The organism is Rheinheimera sp. D18, assembly GCF_004345025.1.
Lineage (GTDB): Bacteria > Pseudomonadota > Gammaproteobacteria > Enterobacterales > Alteromonadaceae > Alishewanella > Alishewanella metallidurans.
In genome coordinates, this window is sequence record NZ_CP037745.1 from 2,150,536 (window position 1) to 2,173,027 (window position 22,492).

Genomic DNA, 22,492 nt, shown 5'->3' on the forward strand with positions numbered 1-22,492 from the left:
GTTACTCCGTCACATCAGGTGAGGAATTAGCATGCTGCTGTAATTGTAAAAAGTGTTCTAAACTGCTTTGTACCCGCTGCGATAAAGAACGATCAACGCTAGAACGGCTGGTTTCTACTAAACAGCCACCTTGCTCAACAGCCGGCTCGGCCCTTAATTGCCAGCCGCGTTCAGTTAATATGTCTTTACTATAAGCTTGTTCAATAATAGCGATATCGGCTGGATTTAATTTAATCAAGAGCTGCGTTGCATCTAAGGGTAATGAGCTAATGGCCTCTGATAATGCTTGCAGAATAACCTGTTCATTGGTTTTAACTTCAACGCCAATAACAGCTTGCGCCATAGCCAAGCTTAGTTGTAGTAACTGTTGCTTTACCTGCGTATCAACATTAGCCAATGGTTGCTGCAATTGATCTAACATTAGGCTTAATTGTGCTAAGCGCTCTGTTAATTCACTTTCCCCATCAGCAAGCCCCTGTTTTTTACCCTCAGCTTGGCCTTGCGTAAAACCGTCAGTTTGCCCTTGCTCACGCCCTTCAGCGTAGCCTTTACTAAAGCCGTCTTCTTTGCCTTCGGTAAAACCTTCATCGTAGGCAGCCTGATGCATTTGCTCAATATCGCTGGCTGTCAAAGGTTTGACAGTAAGCTCTTCGTTTAAAGGTTGCTGCTGGGCTTTAGCTACAGCTTGCGTTTTATTTAACGCATTAGTTCGGGTATTGTCGCGCAGCCGCTCTGACGTTAGATCCGGAGTTTGCCAATGTTGCAGCTGCTCTTCGGTATCATCGTCAGGTGAAAATGGCTTTTTATACTTAAATGCATCAACAGTCATAGCCAGTCTCGTTTAGCTTACACGAAGTCATCGCCGCCGCCGCTGCCTAGCATAATTTCGCCAGCATCAGACAAACGGCGTGCCGTAGATAATATTTCTTTTTGTGCGGTTTCCACATCGCTTACCCGCACTGGACCCATAGCTTCTAAATCGTCCTGCAGCAATTCGGCCGCACGTTTGGACATATTTTTGAAGATCTTCTCTTTTAAGTTTTCGTCTGTGCCTTTTAAGGCTTTCATTAGTACGTCTTGCTGAATTTCACGCAGTAATACCTGAATGCCTCGGTCGTCTACATCTATTAGGTTTTCAAATACAAACATTAGATCTTGAATTTGCTGCGCCATCTCTTCGTCATGTTCGCGAATAGAGTCCATCAGCTGGCCTTCAAGATTGGTATCCATATAGTTAAGAATATCGGCCGCGGCTTTTAAGCCACCCATCTTCGCAGTTTGCGTGCCTGCTTGACCGGCAAATTGTTTTTCCATAATTTCGTTTAACTCTTGCAGCGCAGCCGGTTGAACTTCTTCTAAGTTGGCAATACGCATGGTTAAATCTAACCGCACTTTTTCTGGGAACTGCGACAAAATCTCTGCCGACTGCTCAGGCTCTAAATACGACAAAACAATAGTTTGAATTTGCGGGTGTTCGTTGCGGATGATGTTGGCTACCTGCTTAGAGTCCATCCACTTCAATGAATCTAAACCTTTAGCGCCACCACCCATTACAATTTGGTCAATTAGGTTGGCGGCTTTTTCTTCACCCAGTGCAGCAGTTAATGCGCGCTTGATAAATTCTTCACTTTGAAAACCAATAGTACTAAAGTTTTGAATTTGCTCAATAAACAAACGATGCACCGCACTGATTTTGGCTTGGTTCAAATCGGTCATCTGCGCCATGGCCAAACCCACTTTTTGCACCTGTTTGGGTTCTAAGTGTTTTAAAATTTGCGCGGCATCTTCTTCTGACAGACTCAGCAGTAAGATAGCGGCTTTTTCAACACCGTCCAGTTTGCCTACATCAAAACTAGGCTTTATCGCTTCTATGCTACTCATCTTCAGCCAACCAGTTCTTAACTACCAGAGAGGATAATTCAGGCTCATTTGCAACCAGTGCCCGAACCGCGCGTAATAAATCTTCATCACCGTGTAAGTCTGGCAGCATTAAGGTGCCGTCTGGTGCAAAGCCTACTGAACTCTCATCAAAACTAGAGTTTAGCATGTCAATAGTGTCATCCCCTAAGTCTAGACCGCTACTAAGCGCATTGTCGTCATAGGCTTCTTTAGTATCTTCAGGGTAAATTAGTTTTCTTAACATTGGCCGAACTACCGCTAAAATAAGTACGATAATAATCAGCCCACCAATGGCTAGGCGCATAACTCGCACAAACCACTCTTCTTCATAAAAGGCTGGCGCGACTACCGGTACCACTTCATCTTTCATAAAGGGTACAGAAATAACTTCAATCATATCGCCACGCTGCACATCAAAGCCGATACCACCTTGTAATAAACGGCGAATATTATTTAGCTCGGCTTGTGCTCTTGGTTGTGGCGCACCGTTCTCACCGGCAACATAATCTATGGCCACTGACACACTTAAACGGCGGATCACGCCACTTTGCTGCGAAATATGACTGATAGTCGTGTCCAGTTCGTAATTGCGCGTCGCTTCTTTATGGTTGCGACCGGGCACTACCGGTTTAGCCGTGCCGCCGGTGGCTTGTTCCGGTATATTCGAGTTTAAAGGCGGCTGATTAGACAACGCACCAGGAATGCCTGAACTTAAACCGCCGACACTGTTTTCTTCTATTGTCATCTCACTGCGAACTGCAGGTAAATCTGGGTTAAAGCGTTTTTGCGTTTGCTCAGTCGCGGTAAAGTCCATATGCAAATCTACCTGAGCGGTATAGTTACCATAGCCCAGTACTGGCATTAAAATAGAATCAACTTTCTGCCGATATTCTTCTTCTCGGGTACGTTGTAGCTCGTATTCTTTACGGGTACGCGCCGAGCTGGCATCTTGTGAACCACTATTTAGTAAGCGACCGTTTTGATCGGTTACCGTAACCCGTGATGGTGATAAACCTTGTACTGCAGAAGCGACAATATCCACGATAGCGTCAACTTCGCTATCGCGTATTACCGTACCGCCACGCGCGGTTACTAATACCGTAGCAGAAGGCAATTTTTCTACCCGCGCAAAGACGTTTTCTTTAGGAATAGCTAATAGCACCCGCGCACGAGCAACACTTTGTAATTCTTCAATAGTACGAGATAACTGCTGTTCGCGGCTATGCTTTAAACGTTCCATTTCTAAACGCTGGCTCACACCAAAGCCGCTGTCTTGTAATAAAAATTCGGTACCATCCGAAGGTGATTTGGTTAAACCAGCACGTGATAAAGATAATTTGATTGCCTGAAATTTATCTTCAGGTACATAAATGGTGTTGCCCTCTAACGAGTAGCCAATTTTCTGGCTATCTAGATGATCGAGGGTTTGAATTAATTCTGCAGTTTGGAACGCACCTAATGGTCGCATTTCTGGCTGCCGCGCCCAAAGAATAATTAAAATAGCGATGGCTAAACAAATAGTTAATGCCACAATCATGGTGATCTGGCGCACCAAATCGGTACCGCCTAACGAGCCCATAAAACCGGGTTTTTGTTCCTGCTGTTCACCACTGCTGTAATCATTATCAGTTAGTGTCAGCTCGGTGGATTGATTTTCAGCCACAACTTACTCCTTCATTACACCGGCATTGACATGATTTCTTTATAAGCTTCAACCAGCTTATTACGTACTTGCACTGTTGCTTCAAAGGCCAGTGACGATTTCTGGCTAGCAATCATTACCTGCGCTAAAGACACATTAGGATCGCCCATTTCAACGGCAGTGCGCATAGTGCTTGTTTCCTGCGCTAAGTTATTTACTTGGCTTAGAGCGTTAGTCAGCATTGAGCTAAAATCACTTTGACTTGGGTTTACCTGCTCAATATTTCTTAATTTAAGCTCAGTACCTACCGCTCTAGCTTGACCGGCCATGGTCTGCATTTCTGCATAAAGAGCCTGACCTTTAATATTCATAGCGTTACCTGTCAAAAAAATGCTGCGATCTATATTACCTTTAATAAAGCAGGAGTCGTGCCAAGTATTAAACTTATAATTTATATAGAAAAAACCCTCTTAAAGAGGGCTATTAACTAGTTTATGCAGGTAGTTCTATACCGGAATCTCGCATTCGAGCTAGCTTGTAACGCAAGGTGCGATCACTGATCCCGAGCTTTTGGGCAACATCTTTGCGGCGGTTATTATAGGCTTTCATGGTAGCTAAAATAATGCGGTGCTCCTGCTCGTACACGCTGTGCTTAAAGCTGCCCTGCTCGTCATTTGCCGTATCATTTAATTCAGGCAGCGATGCGGATATTTCAGCTGGCAATAATGGTTCAGAATACGAGGCTTCATGGTTGGTAACCCTATTCGGTTCATTTATATCCATTTGCTCTAACATAATGTCATCAGCGGTAATACTATCGCCATGAGCAATGATTAAAGCACGCTGGATAACATTATCTAATTCGCGCACGTTGCCGGGCCAATTGTATTGCACCAAGCGCTGACGAGCTTCTTTACTTAAGCTCATTTGACTGCGCCCGCTTATCTGGCAATGCCGCTGTAATAAGTGTTCAGCCAGCGGGATAACGTCTTCAATGCGTTCGCTCAATGCAGGCCACGCTAGCGGAAACACGTTTAGCCGATAAAACAAGTCTTCACGAAACTCGCCCTGCGCTACTGCCTGTTTTAAATTACGGTTACTGGTGGCTAGCACACGCACGTCTAACTTGATCGTTTTTCGCCCACCTAAGCGCTCTACTTCACGCTCTTGCAATACCCGCAGTAACTTTACCTGCAGGTTCAAATCCATTTCGGTAATTTCATCAAGTAAAATAGTGCCTTGCTGCGCTTGCTCAAATTTACCAGGGCAGGCATTAATGGCGCCGGTAAAAGCGCCTTTTTCATAACCAAATAAGGTAGACTCCAGCATGTTTTCTGGAATAGCGGCACAATTAATGGCGATAAAGGGGCCATTACTGCGCTCTGATAACTGATGAATATAACGCGCTAATACCTCTTTACCCGAGCCACTTGGCCCGCTAATCATCACGCTTGCATCAGTACGTGCTACCTTGGCACACAACGCCAATAACTGTTTACTGCCAGCTGCAGCGACAATGGGCTCAATACTATTTTGCGGCTCAGTGCTCACATAGCGGCTTACCGTATTAAGTAGCACTTCGGGTGAAAAGGGCTTAGCTAAATAATCAATAGCGCCAAGCTGTATGGCTTCTACCGCGGCCTGTACCGTGGCATAAGCCGTCATCATTAATACCGGCAACTGTGGGTAATGTTCACGTAAAGTTTTTAATAAAACCAGCCCAGATACGCCTTGCATTTGCACGTCGCTAATGACTAATTGCACTTTATGTTGTTTTAATAGCAATAGCGCCTGCTCTGCGCTATCAGCAGCAAGCACCTGATACTGCGCCAGCATTAAGGTATCCTGCAAGGCTTCGCGCAAACCTGCATCATCTTCTACCAGCAATATACGTTGGCTCATTGGCTGTACTCCTTTGTGCTCAATTGCTGTAACGGCAACAACATTTCAAAACATGCGCCCTGCGCAGTTGGCAAATAATGCACACTACCATGATGCGAATGCGCCACTGCCTGAACTACGGCTAAGCCAAGGCCGGTGCCCTGTGCACGCGAAGTAACAAAGGGTTCAAATAAGCTATCGCGCAGCTCTTGGCTAATGCCGGGGCCGTTATCGGTAAGTTTAATTGATAACATCGCACTATCTGTTTGGCTCACGGCAAATTGCAGTGTAATGCTTGCATCAGCAGCAGTGGCTTGAATACTATTTTGTATCAGATTTTGTATTGCACCGGACAACGCATTTTTATTGCCAAGCAAACGTAGTGAATCATCCGCGCATTGCAAAGTTAAACTGGCGTTATGTTGCTGCAATAATGCCTCAGTACCGGCATTTAACTGTTCAGTTAGCTCAGCTAACGTAAAAACGGTAACTTGCTGCGCACTACCGCTGCGCGCAAACAGCAGCATGTCATTAACTTGCTGCTCTAAATCCTGCAGGCGAGAGAATAATTTTTGTTGAAATTGCTGCTGCATCTGCAAGGTTGTTCGAGGGTTAGCTAAATTTTGGGTATATAACAAAGCCGCTGACAGCGGTGTGCGAATTTGATGCGCCAAGGTTGCCATCATTTTACCCAGCGTTGATAAACGCTGCATATGGCCTAAACGACTTTGCAACTGTCGCGTTTCGGTTAAATCCGTCAACATAATTAGCTGACCCGGCTGGGTATATTCAGAATGCGTAAGTAAGGCACTAATTTGTAATTTAACTCGGCGTCCATCTTTTAACGACACCTCTAAACCATCGTCCTTACGCGGGCTAAAGCAGCGATTAATAACGGTAAACCACGCTTGGTCAATTAACGGTTCGCCCAACATGGCAACTGCCGCCGGGTTAGCTTGATAAACCACACCACGTTGGTCTAGTAAAATAACGGCAGCGGGTAAGGCTTGTAATACCGGATCCAGTGGCGGGGCTGAAAACAATGCCAATGGCTGACGCGCATCGCTAATAGCATCCGGTACATTGTGATGTTTACGGTTAAGCGGCGAAAAATGCAATGCAGCTGCTAAAGTCATACGTCCCCCTGAAACACTAATCTCAGAGGGTATGATGCAGGCTCTGTGCCATAAATTTTCAGTTACATCTTATAGACTTAGCTGTGTCAACTTCCTGACAGCGCTATTTACTCGTCTTTACCAAGATTATATTTTCGCATCTTTTCTACTAAGGTAGTGCGACGTAAACCTAATACTTCAGCTGCACGCGCCACGACAAACTCATGTCGTTCTAGTGCCTGTGATATAAAACGAATTTCTAATTCGGCTAAGTATTCTTTTAAATCTATGCCCTGCTCCGGTAATGCTTCAAAACCATCTAATTCAAAATCAGTAACCGTTGTTTCACTATCGTCGTCATTGTCCGATTGAAACAGCTCGTTAATTAAATCTCGCTCTTGTAAGCTTTCTGGATATTGCGGTACATAACTTTCAACGTCTAAGTGTCGATATTTATGAGGTAACTCAGCAACATCAACTACTTGATCTGGATACATTATTACCATGCGTTCCAGCAGATTAGCCAGCTCTCGTACGTTGCCTGGCCAGCTGTGCAGCTGTAAACTTTGCATCGCATATTCGGTAAATTTAACTCGAGTTTGGCTGTACTTTTCTTGGCGTTTTAGTAGCTCACTAATTAATAACGGTATGTCGTCAACCCGTTCACTTAACGCTGGCGTATCAATAGGAAATACGTTTAATCGATAGTATAAATCTTCACGAAAACTGCCCTCAGCAATCATCTGCTCTAAATCACGATGCGTAGCTGCTACTATTCGCACATCGGCCTTAATCGCCTGAGTCCCGCCCACTCGCTCGTAAGTGCGTTCCTGTAACACGCGCAGTAATTTAACTTGCATCGGTAAGGGCATATCACCAATTTCATCTAAAAACAGGGTGCCTCCCTGCGCCAGCTCAAAACGGCCTTTTCGGGTAGATATTGCGCCGGTAAAAGCGCCTTTTTCATGGCCAAACAACTCACTCTCTAGTAACTCAGCAGGAATAGCACCGCAGTTAATAGGTACAAAAGGCCCATCTGAGCGATGCGATAACAGATGAATATTACGTGCTACAACCTCTTTACCCGTACCTGAGGGGCCAAGGATCAGAACGTTAGCATCGGTTTTAGCAACTTGTTGAATAAGAAAGCGAACTTGCTGCATGCTGTTTGATGTGCCCACCATGCCGTCAAACTTAACTGAACTGTCATGCTGACGCTGCAGAGGCAACAACCGATGATACTGCTGACTGTCTCTTAACAGCTGAGTTAAAGTAGCGTAAGAAAATGGCTCACTGAGCAGCCCCACCGCATTAGCATTGCAAAGCAAAGGCTGTAGTGTTTCACCAAGTAATAAAAATGCGGTGGCCGGAAAGCGTTGTAATAACTCTGCATGCTGCTGGCTTTCCAGTGCACCCAGCAATACTACCGCCGGCGTATTAGTTGCTAGCCGCTGCTGTAAATTGGCTAATGTCAGTAGCTGATGCGATTCATGAATAAAGCTCAGCACAGTACTTAGCCTGCTGCTACGGGGGCTTTGTTCATCAACAATATACAGTAAAGGTGTGTTTGACATGCGACTGCTTTTATTATGCTTTTAATTTCATTGTACTTCGCATAATACAGCTTGCAAGGTAATACGCTATTTTTTTGACGCCGTGTCAAAAAAATAGCGTTAGATAATAGTTTTAGCTTAACAAGTCCAAGGCTTGTTGATGTTGTACTCTAGCTTGTAACGCCACACTAGTTGATGTTTTGCCTAATATATCAGCGGCTACTTTATCGCTAGTAGCTCGGGCAAAATCTAAATCTTCAATTCGGCTGCGTGCTGCTGACGTAGCTATTTGCTGGCCATTTAAACTACTCGCGGCAGAACTAAAGCTATTAATGGATGCGCCAGCTTCGGCTTGTAAGCCCGAAACGTAATCTAAAGAGGTTTTAATATTCTCAAGCGACAAGGCAGCGGCACTCGCCGAGCTTAAATTAATACTAAACGCATTTTGTGCAGTTAAGCCCGCTTCTACATCGGCGGTATTAAAGCTCATATTGCCTGAGCCAGTACCAAAATTTAACGAGCCGTCTTGACCAAACAGTTTTTTACCACCAAATTCAGTGGTATCAATAGTTTGTTTAATATTAGCGGTATATTGATCAGCCTCTGCTTGCAAAGCTGCTCGCTCTTGTGCGCCATAAATACCATTACCCGCGGCAACGGCTAAGCGGTTAAGTTCGCCTAAATTATCATTAATACCTTGCAAGCCTTGTTCATACACCCTAGCTAACGACATGCCGTCGTATAAATTACGCTCTCCCTGCGCACTAGCATTAATACTGCTGCTTAGCTGATTGGCAATCTGCAAGCCTGCCGCATCATCAGCTGCGCTATTAATACGTTTTGCCGTCGCCAATTTTTTCAGCAAATTATCTTGCTGCAATTGCATCTGATTTAAGGTATTTAAACTACCAGGAGTATTCAGTTTCATTATGGCACCACGCTATGGTTAAACTGGTTATAGTTTAGCCAACATGGCTTCTAACCGCCAGAAAATAATATTTTCCTAAATAATACGTCATATACTACTATTAAAGCGTTTAAACTGAATACGTTAGCTGTTTAGGCATCATTTATGCTAGTGTTGAGTTACAACGGTATTGCACAGATTCAGTGCTTTGCGAGGACAAGTTATGTTTAACGGCAAGACAATTTTAATTACCGGCGGTACTGGCTCCTTCGGTCATAAATATACCGAAACGCTACTTACTCGTTTTAAGCCGAAAAAAATTATTATTTATTCGCGTGATGAATTAAAACAGTACGAAATGCAGCAAAAATTTAATCAAAGCTGCATGCGTTATTTTATTGGTGACGTTCGTGACGAAAGGCGGCTTATTCTTGCTACTCGCGGCGTAGACTTCATTATTCATGCGGCTGCACTAAAGCAGGTGCCCGCAGCAGAATATAACCCAATGGAATGTATTAAAACTAATATTAATGGCGCAGAACACGTTATCAACGCCGCGATAGAAAACAGTGTCGAAAAGGTTATTGCCCTATCTACTGACAAAGCGGCAAACCCGGTTAATTTATATGGCGCCACTAAATTGGCATCCGATAAGCTATTTATTGCTGCTAACAATATCTCCGGCGGCAGCAAACCGCGTTTTTCTGTAGTGCGTTATGGCAATGTGGTGGGCTCGCGAGGCTCCGTAGTGCCGTTTTTTCAGCAACTAATTAACAATAATAGTGACCACATTCCGATAACTCACCTTGAAATGACACGATTTTGGATCAGCCTGCAGCAAGGGGTTGATTTCGTTTTAAAGAATTTTGAGCGCATGTTAGGTGGCGAAATTTTTGTGCCGAAAATACCGTCTATTCGTATTGTCGATTTGGCGAAGGCTATGGCACCTAATATACCGATTAAAGAAGTAGGTATACGCCCTGGCGAAAAACTACATGAAATGATGTGCCCCGGCGATATGTCCTATCACACTTATGAATTTGATGATCATTTTGTCATTGCGCCCGCCATCAAGTTTTTTAATCGTAGTAATGATTTTTCGAGTAATGCTTTACACGAAAAAGGTAAGTTAGTCGCTCCCGGTTACGAGTATGCATCAAATACTAACCCTGACTTTTTATCAGTAGAAAAAATGCGCCAACTTAACCAGGAAGCTCAACCGTGATCCCTTATGGCCGCCAACACATTACTCAAGCTGATATTGATGCAGTAACCGACGTACTACACAGCGATTTTTTAACCCAAGGGCCTGCTGTACCAGCGTTTGAACAGCGCTTATGTGATCTGGTTAGCGCGCAATATGCTATTGCAGTAAATAGTGCAACCTCAGCACTACATATTGCTTGCTTGGCGCTGGGTGTTGGCCCAAGCAGCAGAGTATGGACATCACCGATTAGCTTTGTCGCCTCAGCCAATTGTGTACGGTACTGCGGCGCCAGCGTCGACTTTGTTGATATAGAGCCTGACAGTGGCAATATGGCCGTTGATAAATTGCGACAAAAATTAGAGCTGGCACGCAATAATGATACTCTGCCGCAAGTGGTGATACCCGTGCATTTAGCCGGTGCTAGTTGCGATATGCAGCAAATACATTACTTAGCCAATGAATTTGGTTTTAACATTATTGAAGATGCCTCACATGCCGTTGGCGCAAGTTATCAAGACGAAGCCGTAGGTCAATGTCGCTACAGCGATATTACCGTGTTCAGTTTTCATCCAGTAAAAATTATTACTACCGCGGAAGGTGGTGTGGCACTGACCAATAATGCCGAGTTAGCCGATAAAATGTGGTTATTACGCAGCCATGGTATTAGCCGCGATGACAACCTGATGACAGAGCCCGCACATGGCGCCTGGTATTATCAGCAGTTGCTGCTGGGTTTTAATTACCGTATGACAGACATTCAGGCCGCGCTGGGATTAAGCCAGAGCTTGCGCCTGTTGCCGATAATTCAAAAACGCCAGTTGCTGGCGGCAAACTATAACCGCCTGCTGGCTGAGCTGCCTGTCGCCTTACCGGCACTGGATGATATTAATATCAGCGCCTGGCATTTATATATTATCCGGCTGGATGATAAAACCAAACGTAAGGCGGTATTTGATGGCCTGCGAGATGCCGGTATCGGCGTCAATGTGCATTATATTCCCATTCACACCCAGCCGTACTATCAGCAACTGGGCTTTGACTGGGGCGATTTTCCTGTTGCGGAAGATTTTTATGAGCGCATTATCAGCCTGCCGATGTTCCCGGAATTAACTGGCGAGCAGCAGCAATATATTGCCGATACGTTAGCGGAGTTACTGTAGAACTATGATTAGTCAAGAAAAACTGGCAGCCTTGCAAAGTGCCTTTCCTTCATTATCACTTTTGGTTTTAATTGGCAGCCGGGCCAATGACACCGCCAGAGCAGATAGCGACTGGGATTTTGTGTTTGATTTCTCAGAACCGGATTACTTCACCCGGCTGCAATATACTGAACAGTTAAGAGCTGAATTAGCAAAATTAGCCGGCTGCACATCAAATGCAGATATTGACCTGATTGATTTTCAACATACTAATCTGGCCATGAAAGCGGCTATAGCCAACGAGGGCAAGCCTCTTATTATTACTGACCACCGACAGTGGCATAGCTTTTTAACGGTAACCTGGCAACAACTGGAGTACTGGTATTGGGAGCGTGAGCATGCAGCTTGAACTTTATCTGGCGGAAACTGCCAGCCTGGCAGCTGATTACAAACAATTGTTAGATACAGCAGCGCTGGATATTCAACAAGGCAAACCGCTATCAAAGCTTGAACAAAACGGTATTTTGCACTGCCTGCAGGTTTTAGCAGAAAACGCCATAGGCAAAGCCAGGCATCTGCTTAAAGCTGCAGGCCAACCTGTTCCTATATCAGCTTATGATGCGATGCAAAAACTTGCCCAATTACAAAATTGGCCAGCGACGCAGGTACAACAATGGAACGCTATTATTGGCATGCGAAACCGTATAGTGCACGAGTACATGAATATCAACATCGATCTGGTAATGCAATTGGTGGCCCAGCAAAAGTATTTGCTCATTACTGACTTTTTAATGTCCGACACCTTATGAACATCGCTATAATCCCAGCCCGAGGCGGCAGTAAACGCATCCCGCGCAAAAATATTAAAGATTTTTGCGGCCAGCCTATGCTGGCCTATCCAATTAAAGCCGCATTGCAAAGCGGTGTTATCGACAAGGTGGTGGTGTCGACCGATGATGACGAGATTGCCGCCGTAGCTCGTCACTATGGTGCTGAAGTGCCTTTTCTGCGCCGAGCGGAACTGGCCGATGACTACAGCGGCACCAGCGCGGTAGTTCGCGATGCCATTATACAGCTTCAAGCGCTTGGTTGGCCGCTGGATTACTGCGCCTGTATATACGCAACTACGCCATTATTAACGGCCAGCATTATCCGTGACTGCCTGCAGCAGCTTACACAAAGCGACGCAGATTACGTGTTTACCAGCGCCCGCTTTTCCTTTCCTATTCAGCGCGCTCTGGTGATGACAGACAGCGGCGGCGTCGCGCCGTTTGACCCGGCCAGCATAGGTAAACGATCGCAGGATTTACCCCCAGCGTATCATGATGCCGGTCAGCTTTACTGGGCTAAAGCATCGACCTGGCTTGATCTGCAAAAAAGTGTGTTTAGCACTAACTCACAACTTTACGAACTGCCATCGCATCGGGTTCAGGATATCGACACACCAGATGACTGGCGGCGGGCTGAACTATTGTATCAACTGCTGCAACAAGAAGCGCCATAACATGAAGATCCTGTTTCGTGCTGATGCTTCAGTCAGGCTAGGCTCTGGCCATGTGATGCGCTGTCTAACGTTGGCTCAGGAGCTAACAGCGCTTGGCGGCGAATGTCATTTTGTCTGTCGTCAGACCGATGGCAACCTGAACGATGTTATCAGCCAGCTAGGATATCCACTTTATACTCTGACGGGCGCAGCTGACGAGCAACAGGACGCAGCTCAAACCCTGCAGCAACTTACGCAACGCTATCAGTTGCTGATCGTCGATCACTACGCACTGGCGCAGCAATACTGCTCAGCACTGCGCCAGCGCTGCGAATATATTATGGTTATTGACGATCTGGCTAACCGGCTGCATGACTGCGATATGCTGCTTGATCAAAACCTGCTGCCACAGGCTGAACAACGTTATGCTGAATTAGTGCCGGTACATTGCGAAAAATTGCTTGGTCCGCGCTTTGCCTTGCTTCGGCAGGAGTTTTATCAACCGGTAAAACATCCTCTGCCTAATCACATTCTGATTGGCTTTGGTGGCAGCGACGAGCAAAACTTAACCACTATGGCAATTAAAGCGCTAAAACAATTAAAGTCCGGGCTGTTTACGGCCGATATAGTAATAGGGGCAAATAATCCGTGGCGCGCTGATATAACACAGCAGTTAGCGTGCCTGCCCAATGTGCAGTTGCATGTGCAATGTAACTACATGGCAACCCTGATGTACCGGGCACGACTCATGCTTGGTGCGGGTGGAGCCAGCCATTGGGAGAGGTGTATTTGCGGCCTGCCGGGTCTGGTTGTTACCGTTGCCGAAAATCAGCAGGCGGCAACGGCTTATCTCGACCACCTTGGCGCTTGTGTCTGGTTGGGCCAGGCTGCTGAAATGTCAGCAGAGTTCTTTGCAGAGCAACTATGCTATTACCTGTCCCAACCGGCACTGTTAGACGATATTGGCCAGAGTGCCGCAGGCATAGTGCCGGCGGACGCTGGTACACCACTGGTAGCTAAGCAGATTTATGCAATGATTCGAGGGTTAAATGGCAGTAATTAAACTGGGCCAACGCGCGATAGGACCGGGAGAAGCGCCATTTATTATCGCAGAGCTGTCGGGTAACCATGATCAGTCATTAGACAAAGCGCTGGCGATGGTAGATGCCGCTGCAGCTTGCGGCGCTGACGCCATTAAAATACAAACTTATACCGCAGACAGCATGACGCTGAATATTCAACACGGCGATTTTGTTATTCAGGACCAGGGTAATCTGTGGCAGGGACAATCACTTTATCAGCTATATCAGCTGGCCATGACCCCCTGGGACTGGCATCAGGCTATTTTTGCTCGGGCAACACAACACGGTATGCTGGCATTTAGTACGCCCTTCGACCAGACAGCAGTCGATTTTCTCGAACAGTTAAATGTACCCTGCTACAAAATTGCCTCATTTGAAAACAGCGATCACGCATTACTCACTGCAGTAGCTAGAACCGGCAAACCGGTTATTATGTCTACCGGTATGGCAACACAAACCGAGCTGGCTGAATCGGTAGAGGTACTGCGTAAACACGGTTGCAATCAGCTTATCCTGCTGAAGTGCACCAGCCACTACCCGGCCGATCCGGTTGATGCCAATCTGGCGACAATTCCGCATTTAGCCCAACTGTTTAACTGTCAGGTTGGTTTATCTGACCATACTGCCGGCATCGGTGTAGCCGTTGCCAGTGTGGTGCTGGGCGCAACAGTCATTGAGAAACACTTTGTGCTCGACAGAAGCGAAGGCGGCGTTGACGCAGAGTTTTCCCTTGAGCCAGATGAATTTTCCGCGCTGGTGCAGGAATGCAAACGCGCTGCAGTAGCGCTGGGTAAAGTCACTTACGGCGGCACAGACAAAGAGCAGACGTCGCGTAAATACCGTCGCTCGTTATATATTGCCGAAGATATGCAACTGGGTGATATTTTCACCCCGGCTAACCTGCGCTCAGTGCGGCCCGGCTTTGGCCTGGAGCCGAAATACCTGCCAATGTTGCTGGGTAAACCAATTAAAAAGGCGGCGGCCAAAGGCACCGCGATGAGCTGGGAGTATCTGTAGCACTATGGTGGCAGCAAAGCAGTATCCCGTCAGTCAGTTTCGCCCTCTAACTAAGGCCGACCTGGAGCTGATATGGCAGTGGCGTAACCAACCGGATATCCGGCGCAATATGCACAACAACACGCCTATTAGCTGGCATGAGCACCTGGCCTGGTATGAAAAGCTGCAGTGTGATTTAAGCCGTAACGTCTTTGTGTTTTATCAGAATGAACGGCCAATAGGCGTGCTCAACTTTAACCAGCACAGCAGCGGTGTGCTGGAATGGGGCTGTTATCTGGGAGAAACCAATGTCTGGCCTGGTTCTGGCTTATTGCTGGAGATAGCGGCGCTTGATTATGCTGCTATGCAAAACGATCAGCATACATTGTATGCTGAGGTTTTATCTTTTAACCACAGCGTGCTGAAAATGCACCAGTTGTTTGGCTATCACCCGCAACCCGACTTGCCCGGCAAGCTGAGGGATAACGCAACCTATCAGGTTAAGGTGTTTCATTATCCGTTAGCCGCCTGGCGTGCCAACCGCGACGCCGTATTAGCGCGTTTGCCAAAGCAAATTGCTGCAGCGGCCAGTTTTATTCAATTTACTCAGTAGCAGGTTTTAACGTGGAACTGGAACATACTATTCGCCAAACGCTGGATCAGGTTGCCGTCATCGCAAACTGTCAATTGATTGATAACATTACCGATGACACGGTACTGCTGCAAAGCGGGCTCGACTCGCTGGGCTTCGCGATGCTGGTCGCGCAACTGGAAGAAGATTTAGGCATAGATCCGTTCAGCCAGATGCAAATAGCCGTTTATCCGCGCACTTTTGCCGAATTTGTCGGCGTTTATCGCCAGGCACTGGCAAACGGCAACTAAAACCAATGAATCTGCTGCAGCGGCTGCAACAAGCGCACTATAACAGCACGGCCATCAGCGCCGGTGCTGATATCAGCTATGCGCAGTTAATAACGCAAGCGGTGCAACTCAGGCAGCAATATCCGGCGCTGCAACATCAGGCTATCGCCCTAAGCTACACCGACCTGAGCACTTTTACCTGTGCCCTGTTGGCGTTTGACGGCTGGTGCCGGGCACTTTATCTGTTACCGGATAACACTCTTCAACTGCCTGAGCACGTTATCCGCTGGCCTGAAAATACCCCAGCCGGAACTGCAACGCCCACAGCAGAACCTACCCACTGGTATCTGGCAACATCAGGCACTACCGGTACGCCTAAATGGATAGCGCATTCATTTACCAGCTTAAGCCGCGCCGCTAAAGCCTCAGTACAAAATGCAACATTGCACTGGGCATTATGTTATCAGCCAAGCCGTTTTGCCGGCCTGCAGGTGCTGTTGCAAAGCCTGTTATCAGGTGCAGTAATAACCGACTGCAGTAGCGGTGATTCGCAGCAGCGCTATAGCCTGATGCAGCAACACAGTGTCAATGCAGTATCGGCCACGCCCTCTTTGTGGCGGCAGTTACTGATGACAGCGCAATTAAGCGCACTGCCATTGCAACAAATAACGCTGGGCGGTGAAATTGCCGACCAGCCCTTACTTGATACACTGGCAGCGTTATTCCCAGCCGCCCGTCTGCTACATATTTACGCCTCTACCGAAGCCGGTGTGGGTTTTGCCGTTGCCGATAAGCGTGCTGGCTTTCCAGCCAGTTGGCTAAATCAATGTCACAGCAACCTGTTGCTTAAAATCGATGCCAAGCAACATTTATGGTTAAAGCCGCCACAGCTGCCTGATACCCGCCTAGCGTCTGCTGTTGATAGCGATGGCTATCTGGACAGCGGCGATTTAGTCACTATTGTACAAGACAGAGTTGTCTTTCTGGGCCGTGCCAGCGGTGTTATTAATGTTGGCGGTAATAAAGTTCATCCCGAGCAGGTAGAACAGGTATTGTTACAGTACCCTGCCGTGCGCCAGGCAAAGGCGTATGCCAAAGCCAGTAGCGTCCTAGGCCAGTTAGTTATCGCAGATATTGTTGTCGACACCGGTATTGACAGTAAAGCACTGCAAGCTCAGTTGGTGCGGCACTGCCAGCAACAACTGGAGCGCTATCAAATGCCAGCCCGGTTTAATATAGTCAGCAGCTTAGTAACCAATGCGACCGGTAAGTTAAGCCGTAAGGCCGACGTAAAGGAGCCTCATGAGTAAATTAGTGATTGTTACCGGTGCCAGCCGGGGTTTGGGCTTAGCGATATGCCGCCAATTACTGCAGGCCGGTTATAGTGTGCTGGCATTGGCAAGAACGCAAAGCGAAGAGCTAACGCAGTTACAACAGCAAGGCTTACACTTTTGCGCAGCTGATTTATCTGCACTGGATAACATTCCGGCCCTTTGTAGCGAACTAACTAAGCAATATGGCCGGCCTTATGCGCTGATTAACAACGCAGCTGTTGGTTATGATGGTGTACTGGCAACGATGCACAACACTGAGATAAACAGCTTACTTAACCTGAACATTCAGGCGCCTATCTTGCTTAGCAAGTACTTGCTAAGGCCAATGTTGTTAAACCAAAGCGGCCGTATCGTCAATATTTCGTCGATTATCGCCCGCACTGGTTTTAATGGACTAAGTGTGTACGCCGCCAGTAAAGCCGCGCTGGAAGGTTTCAGCAAATCGCTGGCGCGGGAAGTTGGCAAAGCAGGTATTACCGTGAATTGCGTTGCACCCGGCTATATGCAAACTGACATGACCAATAGCCTGCAAGGCGATAAGCTGGAAAGCGTCAAACGCCGCAGCCCGCTGGGCCGACTGGCTACACCGGATGATGCTGCGGCTGCAGTGTTATATCTACTCAGCGAGCAAGCCGCCGCTATCACAGGTACTGTGATTACTGTGGATGCTGGTAGTACGGCCTGAATACTCAATAAGTATAAAGATAGATATCAACGCGGACATTAATCTTTGTTTACAGTGCCCATAAAGCCTGAAAAAGGCTTCAAAATCCAAAAGGAGCAACGATGGACAAAATATATATCTACGGCACCGGCAGTGGTGCTCGCAAATATTACAACAACAACCATCAATATGAGGTCCTAGGTTTTGTTGACTCAAATGCAAGAGTTAATAGCGCCCCCTTTTGCAATTTGCCGGTAATTGCTCCAACAGAATTAGTGCAGAGCGAATATGACTATGTCGTCTTAGCAAACGAGTACGCAGCTACATTTTATGTGTTACGAGATTTATCCATTCCTTTACAAAAAATTAAGTTTATTTATCACAAATCCTTACTGGAAGTGATGAGCAAAGAATCTCAACTCTACTTTGGGCAATATGAAAATCCAGAGCTACCGCTTGCAGCCTACTATTCTCTGGCAATGTCGTATCAGGATGCGGCTAACCAAGAGGCCATATATAGCTCTGAATATGATTATGTTCGGTTCAAATTACTTGAGCTACTGACAGAACAAATCCAGCAGCAAAATATCAGCGGCAACCTGGCTGAAGTAGGAGTATTCAGAGGTAACTTTGCCAGAGTTATCAACACGCTGTTTGCCAACAGAACTTTATACCTGTTCGATACTTTTGCCGGTTTTGATCCCACAGAAAGGGAAACCGATATTCAAAACGGCTATTCCGCCCCTGAATTTTTTACTCGTAATAATAATTTTGTCGATACTAGTGTTGAACTGGTTATGCAACGAATGCCACATCCTGAACGTTGCATTCCCAAGGTAGGCTTCTTCCCTGAGTCACTGCAAGGACTGGAAGATAAGTTTGCCTTAGTGTCCATTGATGTGGACCTGTATACACCGATGTATAACGCCATCGAATACTTTTATCCCCGTCTGTCCGCCGGTGGTTATCTGCTACTGCATGATTACAACCATTCTGAATTCCGAGGAGTCAAACAAGCTGTGGCCGATTACGAGACCAAACACGGTAGACTGGCTAAGGTACCGGTGCCAGACCAGGGCGGTACTATCGTCATTACCAAGTTGTGATGAGAAAACATACCTGACTTTCATCAGCGTTCAAGCCAGCGGTCCGTCCGCTGGCATACCGTTTTTCAAGGCCCCCTGATAAAGGGTATGTTGGCCAGCAAAGCCCAGCTCTCGGCTTGTTTGTTGCCACAGGTAGTATCCAACATCCTCTCTCCCCCTTCATTCTGTTCGTTCAATCAGTTTTACACAATTGTCAGGTTTACAAACAACACTGTCATGGCCGGAGTCTGCGCCCTTCAAAACATGACAAAACCCTGCCATCGTCATTGAGAAAAATTACAGATAAAGTTTTCGGAACACCGCAGCAAACAAAAGATGATAGTGTTCAAATTAGAGTTTGAATCATGCAAAAGCGTAGCAGCTCCTGATGGCAGCCAAATGTCTTAGCTCTTTGCTGTCTACTGATAACATTCAGTTCTACAGGCGCTTCAGGAAACCACCTGCAGCCACTGTAATTAAAAGTTTCGAGTCAATATCAGCGTCAACAACAAATTCAGAATGCTGCTGCAAATAAGCACTGATCGCAGTTTTTGGGCTGTTTCCAGGGTGCCATGGCCGGTCAGTAAACAGCCCTGCTGGCATATCTTCTATAAGAGTGTCGAATACGATGCAATAACTGCCTTTACTCACCAACGGTCCGTAGGCTTCCAATTCTGCCAGCACATGTTCATGGGTATGGTTAGAGTCAAGACAAACCAGAATCCGCTGATAACCGGTCGCTGCAGCTTTCACTTGAGCAATAATTTCAGGAGCAATACTGGAGCCTTCGATCATCTCTATCTTGTGTGATAACGGATGTTGCTCGATCGCGTCTCTGTTATGCTGACGAATATCAATGTCGATTCCAATGACTTTACGTCGGCTGCTTTTTGGATCTAATACTTGTCCGGAATTAACCGCGTCAGTGTAATCTAATAAAGCCAGCAATGACGCGCTTATCATCAGAGAGCCGCCATGTGCAATACCGGTTTCAATAATTAGATCTGGTTTTATCTTCCAGACAAGCTCCTGTAATGCCCAAGCATCATTTGGAAACTGAATAGCTGGCCGGCCTAACCAACTAAAATTATAGGCCCACTTGTGCGGGGTTACCTCTCGAATCCAGATTCTGGACAACGCCTGCAAATCGCTATCGGATTTCAGACTTTCAATGTTGTTACGAACTTCCTGCTCAAACTTTTCAACTTCATTCATTTAAAAAATCCCTCCAGCATTTTGTTTTTGAGCAAATAAACCTCCGACCTTCCGCTCCCACATTCGCAACAAGATCTAAGCTTGTTACATAAGGAGTAAAAGCACCATACAACTGTGGATATGGCTCGCACATATAATTCATGTATCTCACCTGAATCCCCTCGTTTTCAAAGGCATGGTGGTTAAGGTAATTCGAAGCGCCATGTCCGGTAATATAATTATCTGCTCCAAGTTTCTTAACAATGTCCAGCACTCTTTCGCTGCCGCTCCCACTGATATCCAGCGCATCAATGTCAATAAATTTTTTACCTTCTGAGAGCCCAAAATATTCAATAACACTCAGCATAGATTTTTTTGCAATGTCACTAATAGTCATCAATTGAGTATCATTGCATACATTTTCTATCAAGCTGAGCGCATGTTCAAAATGAAGGCTTGTTCCAAGACTTTCGGTTATCAGTATTTTATGATGTTCTCTCCAATCCATATGACTACTTGGCTCAACCATATTGATTGGAGTTCCCAGTTTAAATTTTTTCAGGGGGACAGTCAGCCACTGAGGTGTATCCGACATCTTTAATTGCACTCGGTTGACAAAACTACCTTTTGAAAATTGAACGTCATCATAAAAGACAACGATATCTGCTAGTTTAATTTGCTCTAATAGTCCGACCCAGGGGAACAACATTGGTTGAGTAATGACTACACTTTTTGTTGAACCTGCCATTCAATCGCCTCAGACATAACAAAACAAGAAAACAAGCGCTCCAACTCAACAGAAAGTTGTGGTACTTCATTAGCGCAATAGCCCAAAGTCATTTCAAACCAAAGTAAAGTGAGATAGACCTTTTGGGAAAACGATACTCTCAACCAGTCATCCAATCCGATGGAATGATTCATTGGATGCCCCAGTTGAGCTACAATTTCGCCCCCATCCATCGTTTCATCAACTTTATGCAGCGTTGCGCCAAGCCTACCGTGCTTTGCTGAATACGCTCTTTCGACAGCCTTAAATCCAGGATACTCAGGCAATAGCGAAGGATGAATATTAAACACTTGCATTTTTCCAAAGAGATCAGCGGTAACCATACGGCTGAATAACAATAAACACGCCCCTATATTCTCATCATTACACATTTGATAAGCACGCTTTGAGAATGCAGTGGCGTCTTTCTCTGCGATTCTTTCATGCCTGAGACTGAGCTCAGCAGCAACATCTTCCGCTTGGCATTTCCGATCGGTGATCATCATTAAATCCAAAGGCCTGCCCGCTTGTTGCCAAACTCTGACTGCATATTGAACCGTCGCACCACCACCAGAACATATAACTGATAGTTTCACATTCCCCCCTTGCAGAATTGTCTGAGATATCCAGTTCAACCACTAATCAAAGAAGAACAGAGAACGTTGCAGAGTAATCTGCGATGGTAATTGCGCGATGACATTTCTGGCGATGGTCGGATTTAATCCAACTAAAACCCCCTCCACTTCAGGTGTAATTTCAGTGGGAGATACTATTGGAACATTTAGTATTTTCCTGTTTTGCAAAAAAGTATTGTTGTCCAAAAACATTTTTACACGTTCTCTTTGGATCAGACATACATAGCTAAACATACCATAGAATCCAGCGCCAAAAATCGCTAAAGCGCCGGACACAGCTAATTCCGCTTGCCGTACCCGATTCGCATAACCAGTCCAGAACTCGCTAATCTTTCTGATCTGCGTTTCAACATGGGGTGCAGCGACTGGAACTACTGTCTTTTGGATTTTCCCTTTGGTTGCGATGACAACCAAAGCCCCCCTGTGCGCATCCTTATCGATCTGAACATCGCAAAATCCAGTATCCTCAAGTACATACTTTAATGATTCCTGAGTAAAATGATGTACATGGTCTATAACCACTAAGTCTGCAATATTACCAAGCACATAAGGAACTATCGCATAAAGTTTTCCACCATCTGCTATCAAAGAAATCATATGCTTTAATGCGGCGCGAATATCAACTATATGCTCCATAGAGAAAAAAGAGGTTAACAAGTCAAATTTGTTATTCCAATGAGAAGGCGTCTCAGATACCGCACAGTTTCCTTTATCAACCATTCTCTCCCAGTAAGTTTCATAAGCAGAACTCACATCGAACAAACAGAGATCCAATGTCTTGTGCAACTCTAATAACTTGCTTCCCATACTTGACTTAGCACAACCATAATCTAAAACATGTGTACAGCTACCAATATCAATTTTACTTGTTAACACATTTAATTGATGCTCGGTTCTATATACTTTCCGTTCACCATTCATTTCATATAACTGATCTTCATCTTCATGACTAAGATTAATATTGTAATCTTCCGAATAATAGTCTGCCGTATCTACCATACCCTCAGTATGCACATGGCAGCAAGACGGGCAATAATAGACCTGCGTTC

Annotated in this window: 24 protein-coding genes; 12 read left to right on the forward strand and 12 right to left on the reverse strand. The window is 45.9% G+C overall.

The window, feature by feature from the left end:
* Position 1 precedes the first annotated feature (1 nt).
* From fliH to E0Z06_RS10225, 8 genes are all read right to left on the reverse strand, one after another.
* On the reverse strand, positions 2-829 hold the full coding sequence (gene fliH, locus E0Z06_RS10190; RefSeq protein ID WP_132584350.1) for a flagellar assembly protein FliH: 828 nt from the start codon (positions 827-829) through the stop codon (positions 2-4).
* A 17-nt stretch (positions 830-846) separates the two neighbouring features.
* Positions 847-1,881: a flagellar motor switch protein FliG gene (gene fliG, locus E0Z06_RS10195; RefSeq protein WP_132584352.1), complete on the reverse strand. Its 1,035-nt coding sequence runs from the start codon at positions 1,879-1,881 to the stop codon at positions 847-849.
* Positions 1,874-3,562: a flagellar basal-body MS-ring/collar protein FliF gene (gene fliF / locus E0Z06_RS10200; protein ID WP_132584354.1), complete on the reverse strand. Its 1,689-nt coding sequence runs from the start codon at positions 3,560-3,562 to the stop codon at positions 1,874-1,876. The genes fliG and fliF overlap by 8 nt, the downstream gene beginning before the upstream one ends.
* Positions 3,563-3,576: 14 nt before the next feature.
* On the reverse strand, positions 3,577-3,912 hold the full coding sequence (fliE, locus tag E0Z06_RS10205; protein ID WP_132584356.1) for a flagellar hook-basal body complex protein FliE: 336 nt from the start codon (positions 3,910-3,912) through the stop codon (positions 3,577-3,579).
* Positions 3,913-4,033: 121 nt separating this feature from the next.
* On the reverse strand, positions 4,034-5,443 hold the full coding sequence (locus tag E0Z06_RS10210; protein ID WP_132584358.1) for a sigma-54 dependent transcriptional regulator: 1,410 nt from the start codon (positions 5,441-5,443) through the stop codon (positions 4,034-4,036).
* Positions 5,440-6,558 (reverse strand): ATP-binding protein, encoded by a 1,119-nt coding sequence (locus E0Z06_RS10215; protein WP_132584360.1) that lies wholly within the window; start codon positions 6,556-6,558, stop codon positions 5,440-5,442. The genes E0Z06_RS10210 and E0Z06_RS10215 overlap by 4 nt, the downstream gene beginning before the upstream one ends.
* A gap of 107 nt (positions 6,559-6,665) precedes the next feature.
* A complete protein-coding gene (locus E0Z06_RS10220; RefSeq protein ID WP_132584362.1) occupies positions 6,666-8,111 on the reverse strand; it encodes a sigma-54-dependent Fis family transcriptional regulator in 1,446 nt (481 codons plus the stop codon).
* A gap of 112 nt (positions 8,112-8,223) precedes the next feature.
* Positions 8,224-9,018, reverse strand: coding sequence for a flagellin (locus E0Z06_RS10225; protein ID WP_132584363.1), 795 nt, complete (start codon positions 9,016-9,018; stop codon positions 8,224-8,226).
* Between the two features lie 202 nt (positions 9,019-9,220).
* Here E0Z06_RS10225 and pseB point away from each other — a divergent pair, with 202 nt between their 5' ends.
* The 12 genes from pseB to E0Z06_RS10285 all read left to right on the forward strand — a co-directional run bounded on the left by pseB (position 9,221) and on the right by E0Z06_RS10285 (position 18,869).
* Positions 9,221-10,222, forward strand: a complete 1,002-nt coding sequence (gene pseB, locus E0Z06_RS10230; protein WP_132584365.1) for a UDP-N-acetylglucosamine 4,6-dehydratase (inverting) — start codon at positions 9,221-9,223, stop codon at positions 10,220-10,222.
* The gene (pseC, locus tag E0Z06_RS10235; RefSeq protein WP_132584367.1) at positions 10,219-11,364 is read left to right on the forward strand and encodes a UDP-4-amino-4,6-dideoxy-N-acetyl-beta-L-altrosamine transaminase; all 1,146 of its coding nucleotides are present in this window, start codon (positions 10,219-10,221) and stop codon (positions 11,362-11,364) included. Before pseB ends, pseC begins: the two co-directional genes overlap by 4 nt.
* Before the next feature lie 4 nt (positions 11,365-11,368).
* Positions 11,369-11,752 (forward strand): nucleotidyltransferase domain-containing protein, encoded by a 384-nt coding sequence (locus E0Z06_RS10240; RefSeq protein ID WP_132584369.1) that lies wholly within the window; start codon positions 11,369-11,371, stop codon positions 11,750-11,752.
* Positions 11,742-12,152 (forward strand): DUF86 domain-containing protein, encoded by a 411-nt coding sequence (locus tag E0Z06_RS10245; protein ID WP_132584371.1) that lies wholly within the window; start codon positions 11,742-11,744, stop codon positions 12,150-12,152. Before E0Z06_RS10240 ends, E0Z06_RS10245 begins: the two co-directional genes overlap by 11 nt.
* Positions 12,149-12,847 carry a pseudaminic acid cytidylyltransferase gene (gene pseF, locus E0Z06_RS10250; protein WP_132584373.1) on the forward strand — a complete coding sequence of 233 codons (699 nt, stop codon included), beginning with the start codon at positions 12,149-12,151 and terminating at the stop codon, positions 12,845-12,847. Before E0Z06_RS10245 ends, pseF begins: the two co-directional genes overlap by 4 nt.
* 1 nt (position 12,848) lies before the next feature.
* Positions 12,849-13,889: a UDP-2,4-diacetamido-2,4,6-trideoxy-beta-L-altropyranose hydrolase gene (gene pseG / locus E0Z06_RS10255; RefSeq protein ID WP_132584375.1), complete on the forward strand. Its 1,041-nt coding sequence runs from the start codon at positions 12,849-12,851 to the stop codon at positions 13,887-13,889.
* Positions 13,876-14,925 carry a pseudaminic acid synthase gene (gene pseI, locus E0Z06_RS10260; RefSeq protein ID WP_132584377.1) on the forward strand — a complete coding sequence of 350 codons (1,050 nt, stop codon included), beginning with the start codon at positions 13,876-13,878 and terminating at the stop codon, positions 14,923-14,925. Before pseG ends, pseI begins: the two co-directional genes overlap by 14 nt.
* Before the next feature lie 4 nt (positions 14,926-14,929).
* Positions 14,930-15,517 carry a UDP-4-amino-4,6-dideoxy-N-acetyl-beta-L-altrosamine N-acetyltransferase gene (gene pseH, locus E0Z06_RS10265; RefSeq protein WP_132584379.1) on the forward strand — a complete coding sequence of 196 codons (588 nt, stop codon included), beginning with the start codon at positions 14,930-14,932 and terminating at the stop codon, positions 15,515-15,517.
* A gap of 11 nt (positions 15,518-15,528) precedes the next feature.
* Entirely contained in the window at positions 15,529-15,786 is a 258-nt protein-coding gene (locus tag E0Z06_RS10270; RefSeq protein WP_132584381.1) for a phosphopantetheine-binding protein, read from the forward strand.
* A 5-nt stretch (positions 15,787-15,791) separates the two neighbouring features.
* On the forward strand, positions 15,792-17,075 hold the full coding sequence (locus tag E0Z06_RS10275; RefSeq protein WP_132584383.1) for an AMP-binding protein: 1,284 nt from the start codon (positions 15,792-15,794) through the stop codon (positions 17,073-17,075).
* Positions 17,068-17,784, forward strand: coding sequence for an SDR family oxidoreductase (locus E0Z06_RS10280; RefSeq protein WP_132584385.1), 717 nt, complete (start codon positions 17,068-17,070; stop codon positions 17,782-17,784). The genes E0Z06_RS10275 and E0Z06_RS10280 overlap by 8 nt, the downstream gene beginning before the upstream one ends.
* A 101-nt stretch (positions 17,785-17,885) precedes the next feature.
* Positions 17,886-18,869, forward strand: a complete 984-nt coding sequence (locus tag E0Z06_RS10285; protein ID WP_132584387.1) for a TylF/MycF/NovP-related O-methyltransferase — start codon at positions 17,886-17,888, stop codon at positions 18,867-18,869.
* Positions 18,870-19,286: 417 nt separating this feature from the next.
* On the opposite strand, the gene E0Z06_RS10290 is transcribed toward E0Z06_RS10285, so the two are convergent.
* From E0Z06_RS10290 to E0Z06_RS10305, 4 genes are read right to left on the reverse strand one after another with little or no spacing between them, the layout of a single operon-like run.
* Positions 19,287-20,063, reverse strand: coding sequence for a cephalosporin hydroxylase family protein (locus E0Z06_RS10290; RefSeq protein ID WP_132584389.1), 777 nt, complete (start codon positions 20,061-20,063; stop codon positions 19,287-19,289).
* Complete coding sequence (locus E0Z06_RS10295) at positions 20,056-20,790, reverse strand: WbqC family protein (protein WP_132584391.1); 735 nt, start codon at positions 20,788-20,790, stop codon at positions 20,056-20,058. Before E0Z06_RS10295 ends, E0Z06_RS10290 begins: the two co-directional genes overlap by 8 nt.
* Entirely contained in the window at positions 20,766-21,404 is a 639-nt protein-coding gene (locus E0Z06_RS10300) for a formyltransferase family protein (RefSeq protein WP_132584393.1), read from the reverse strand. The genes E0Z06_RS10295 and E0Z06_RS10300 overlap by 25 nt, the downstream gene beginning before the upstream one ends.
* A 42-nt stretch (positions 21,405-21,446) precedes the next feature.
* A complete protein-coding gene (locus E0Z06_RS10305; protein ID WP_165907393.1) occupies positions 21,447-22,442 on the reverse strand; it encodes a class I SAM-dependent methyltransferase in 996 nt (331 codons plus the stop codon).
* Positions 22,443-22,492 lie beyond the last annotated feature (50 nt).

Coding starts and splice junctions, on each gene's coding strand:
- fliH (WP_132584350.1), bottom strand. CDS start 829: ATGACTGTTGATGCATTTAAGTATAAAAAGCCATTTTCACCTGACGAT.
- fliG (WP_132584352.1), bottom strand. CDS start 1,881: ATGAGTAGCATAGAAGCGATAAAGCCTAGTTTTGATGTAGGCAAACTG.
- fliE (WP_132584356.1), bottom strand. CDS start 3,912: ATGAATATTAAAGGTCAGGCTCTTTATGCAGAAATGCAGACCATGGCC.
- E0Z06_RS10210 (WP_132584358.1), bottom strand. CDS start 5,443: ATGAGCCAACGTATATTGCTGGTAGAAGATGATGCAGGTTTGCGCGAA.
- E0Z06_RS10215 (WP_132584360.1), bottom strand. CDS start 6,558: ATGACTTTAGCAGCTGCATTGCATTTTTCGCCGCTTAACCGTAAACAT.
- E0Z06_RS10220 (WP_132584362.1), bottom strand. CDS start 8,111: ATGTCAAACACACCTTTACTGTATATTGTTGATGAACAAAGCCCCCGT.
- E0Z06_RS10225 (WP_132584363.1), bottom strand. CDS start 9,018: ATGAAACTGAATACTCCTGGTAGTTTAAATACCTTAAATCAGATGCAA.
- pseB (WP_132584365.1), top strand. CDS start 9,221: ATGTTTAACGGCAAGACAATTTTAATTACCGGCGGTACTGGCTCCTTC.
- E0Z06_RS10240 (WP_132584369.1), top strand. CDS start 11,369: ATGATTAGTCAAGAAAAACTGGCAGCCTTGCAAAGTGCCTTTCCTTCA.
- E0Z06_RS10245 (WP_132584371.1), top strand. CDS start 11,742: ATGCAGCTTGAACTTTATCTGGCGGAAACTGCCAGCCTGGCAGCTGAT.
- pseF (WP_132584373.1), top strand. CDS start 12,149: ATGAACATCGCTATAATCCCAGCCCGAGGCGGCAGTAAACGCATCCCG.
- pseG (WP_132584375.1), top strand. CDS start 12,849: ATGAAGATCCTGTTTCGTGCTGATGCTTCAGTCAGGCTAGGCTCTGGC.
- pseI (WP_132584377.1), top strand. CDS start 13,876: ATGGCAGTAATTAAACTGGGCCAACGCGCGATAGGACCGGGAGAAGCG.
- pseH (WP_132584379.1), top strand. CDS start 14,930: ATGGTGGCAGCAAAGCAGTATCCCGTCAGTCAGTTTCGCCCTCTAACT.
- E0Z06_RS10275 (WP_132584383.1), top strand. CDS start 15,792: ATGAATCTGCTGCAGCGGCTGCAACAAGCGCACTATAACAGCACGGCC.
- E0Z06_RS10280 (WP_132584385.1), top strand. CDS start 17,068: ATGAGTAAATTAGTGATTGTTACCGGTGCCAGCCGGGGTTTGGGCTTA.
- E0Z06_RS10285 (WP_132584387.1), top strand. CDS start 17,886: ATGGACAAAATATATATCTACGGCACCGGCAGTGGTGCTCGCAAATAT.
- E0Z06_RS10290 (WP_132584389.1), bottom strand. CDS start 20,063: ATGAATGAAGTTGAAAAGTTTGAGCAGGAAGTTCGTAACAACATTGAA.
- E0Z06_RS10295 (WP_132584391.1), bottom strand. CDS start 20,790: ATGGCAGGTTCAACAAAAAGTGTAGTCATTACTCAACCAATGTTGTTC.
- E0Z06_RS10305 (WP_165907393.1), bottom strand. CDS start 22,442: ATGGTAGATACGGCAGACTATTATTCGGAAGATTACAATATTAATCTT.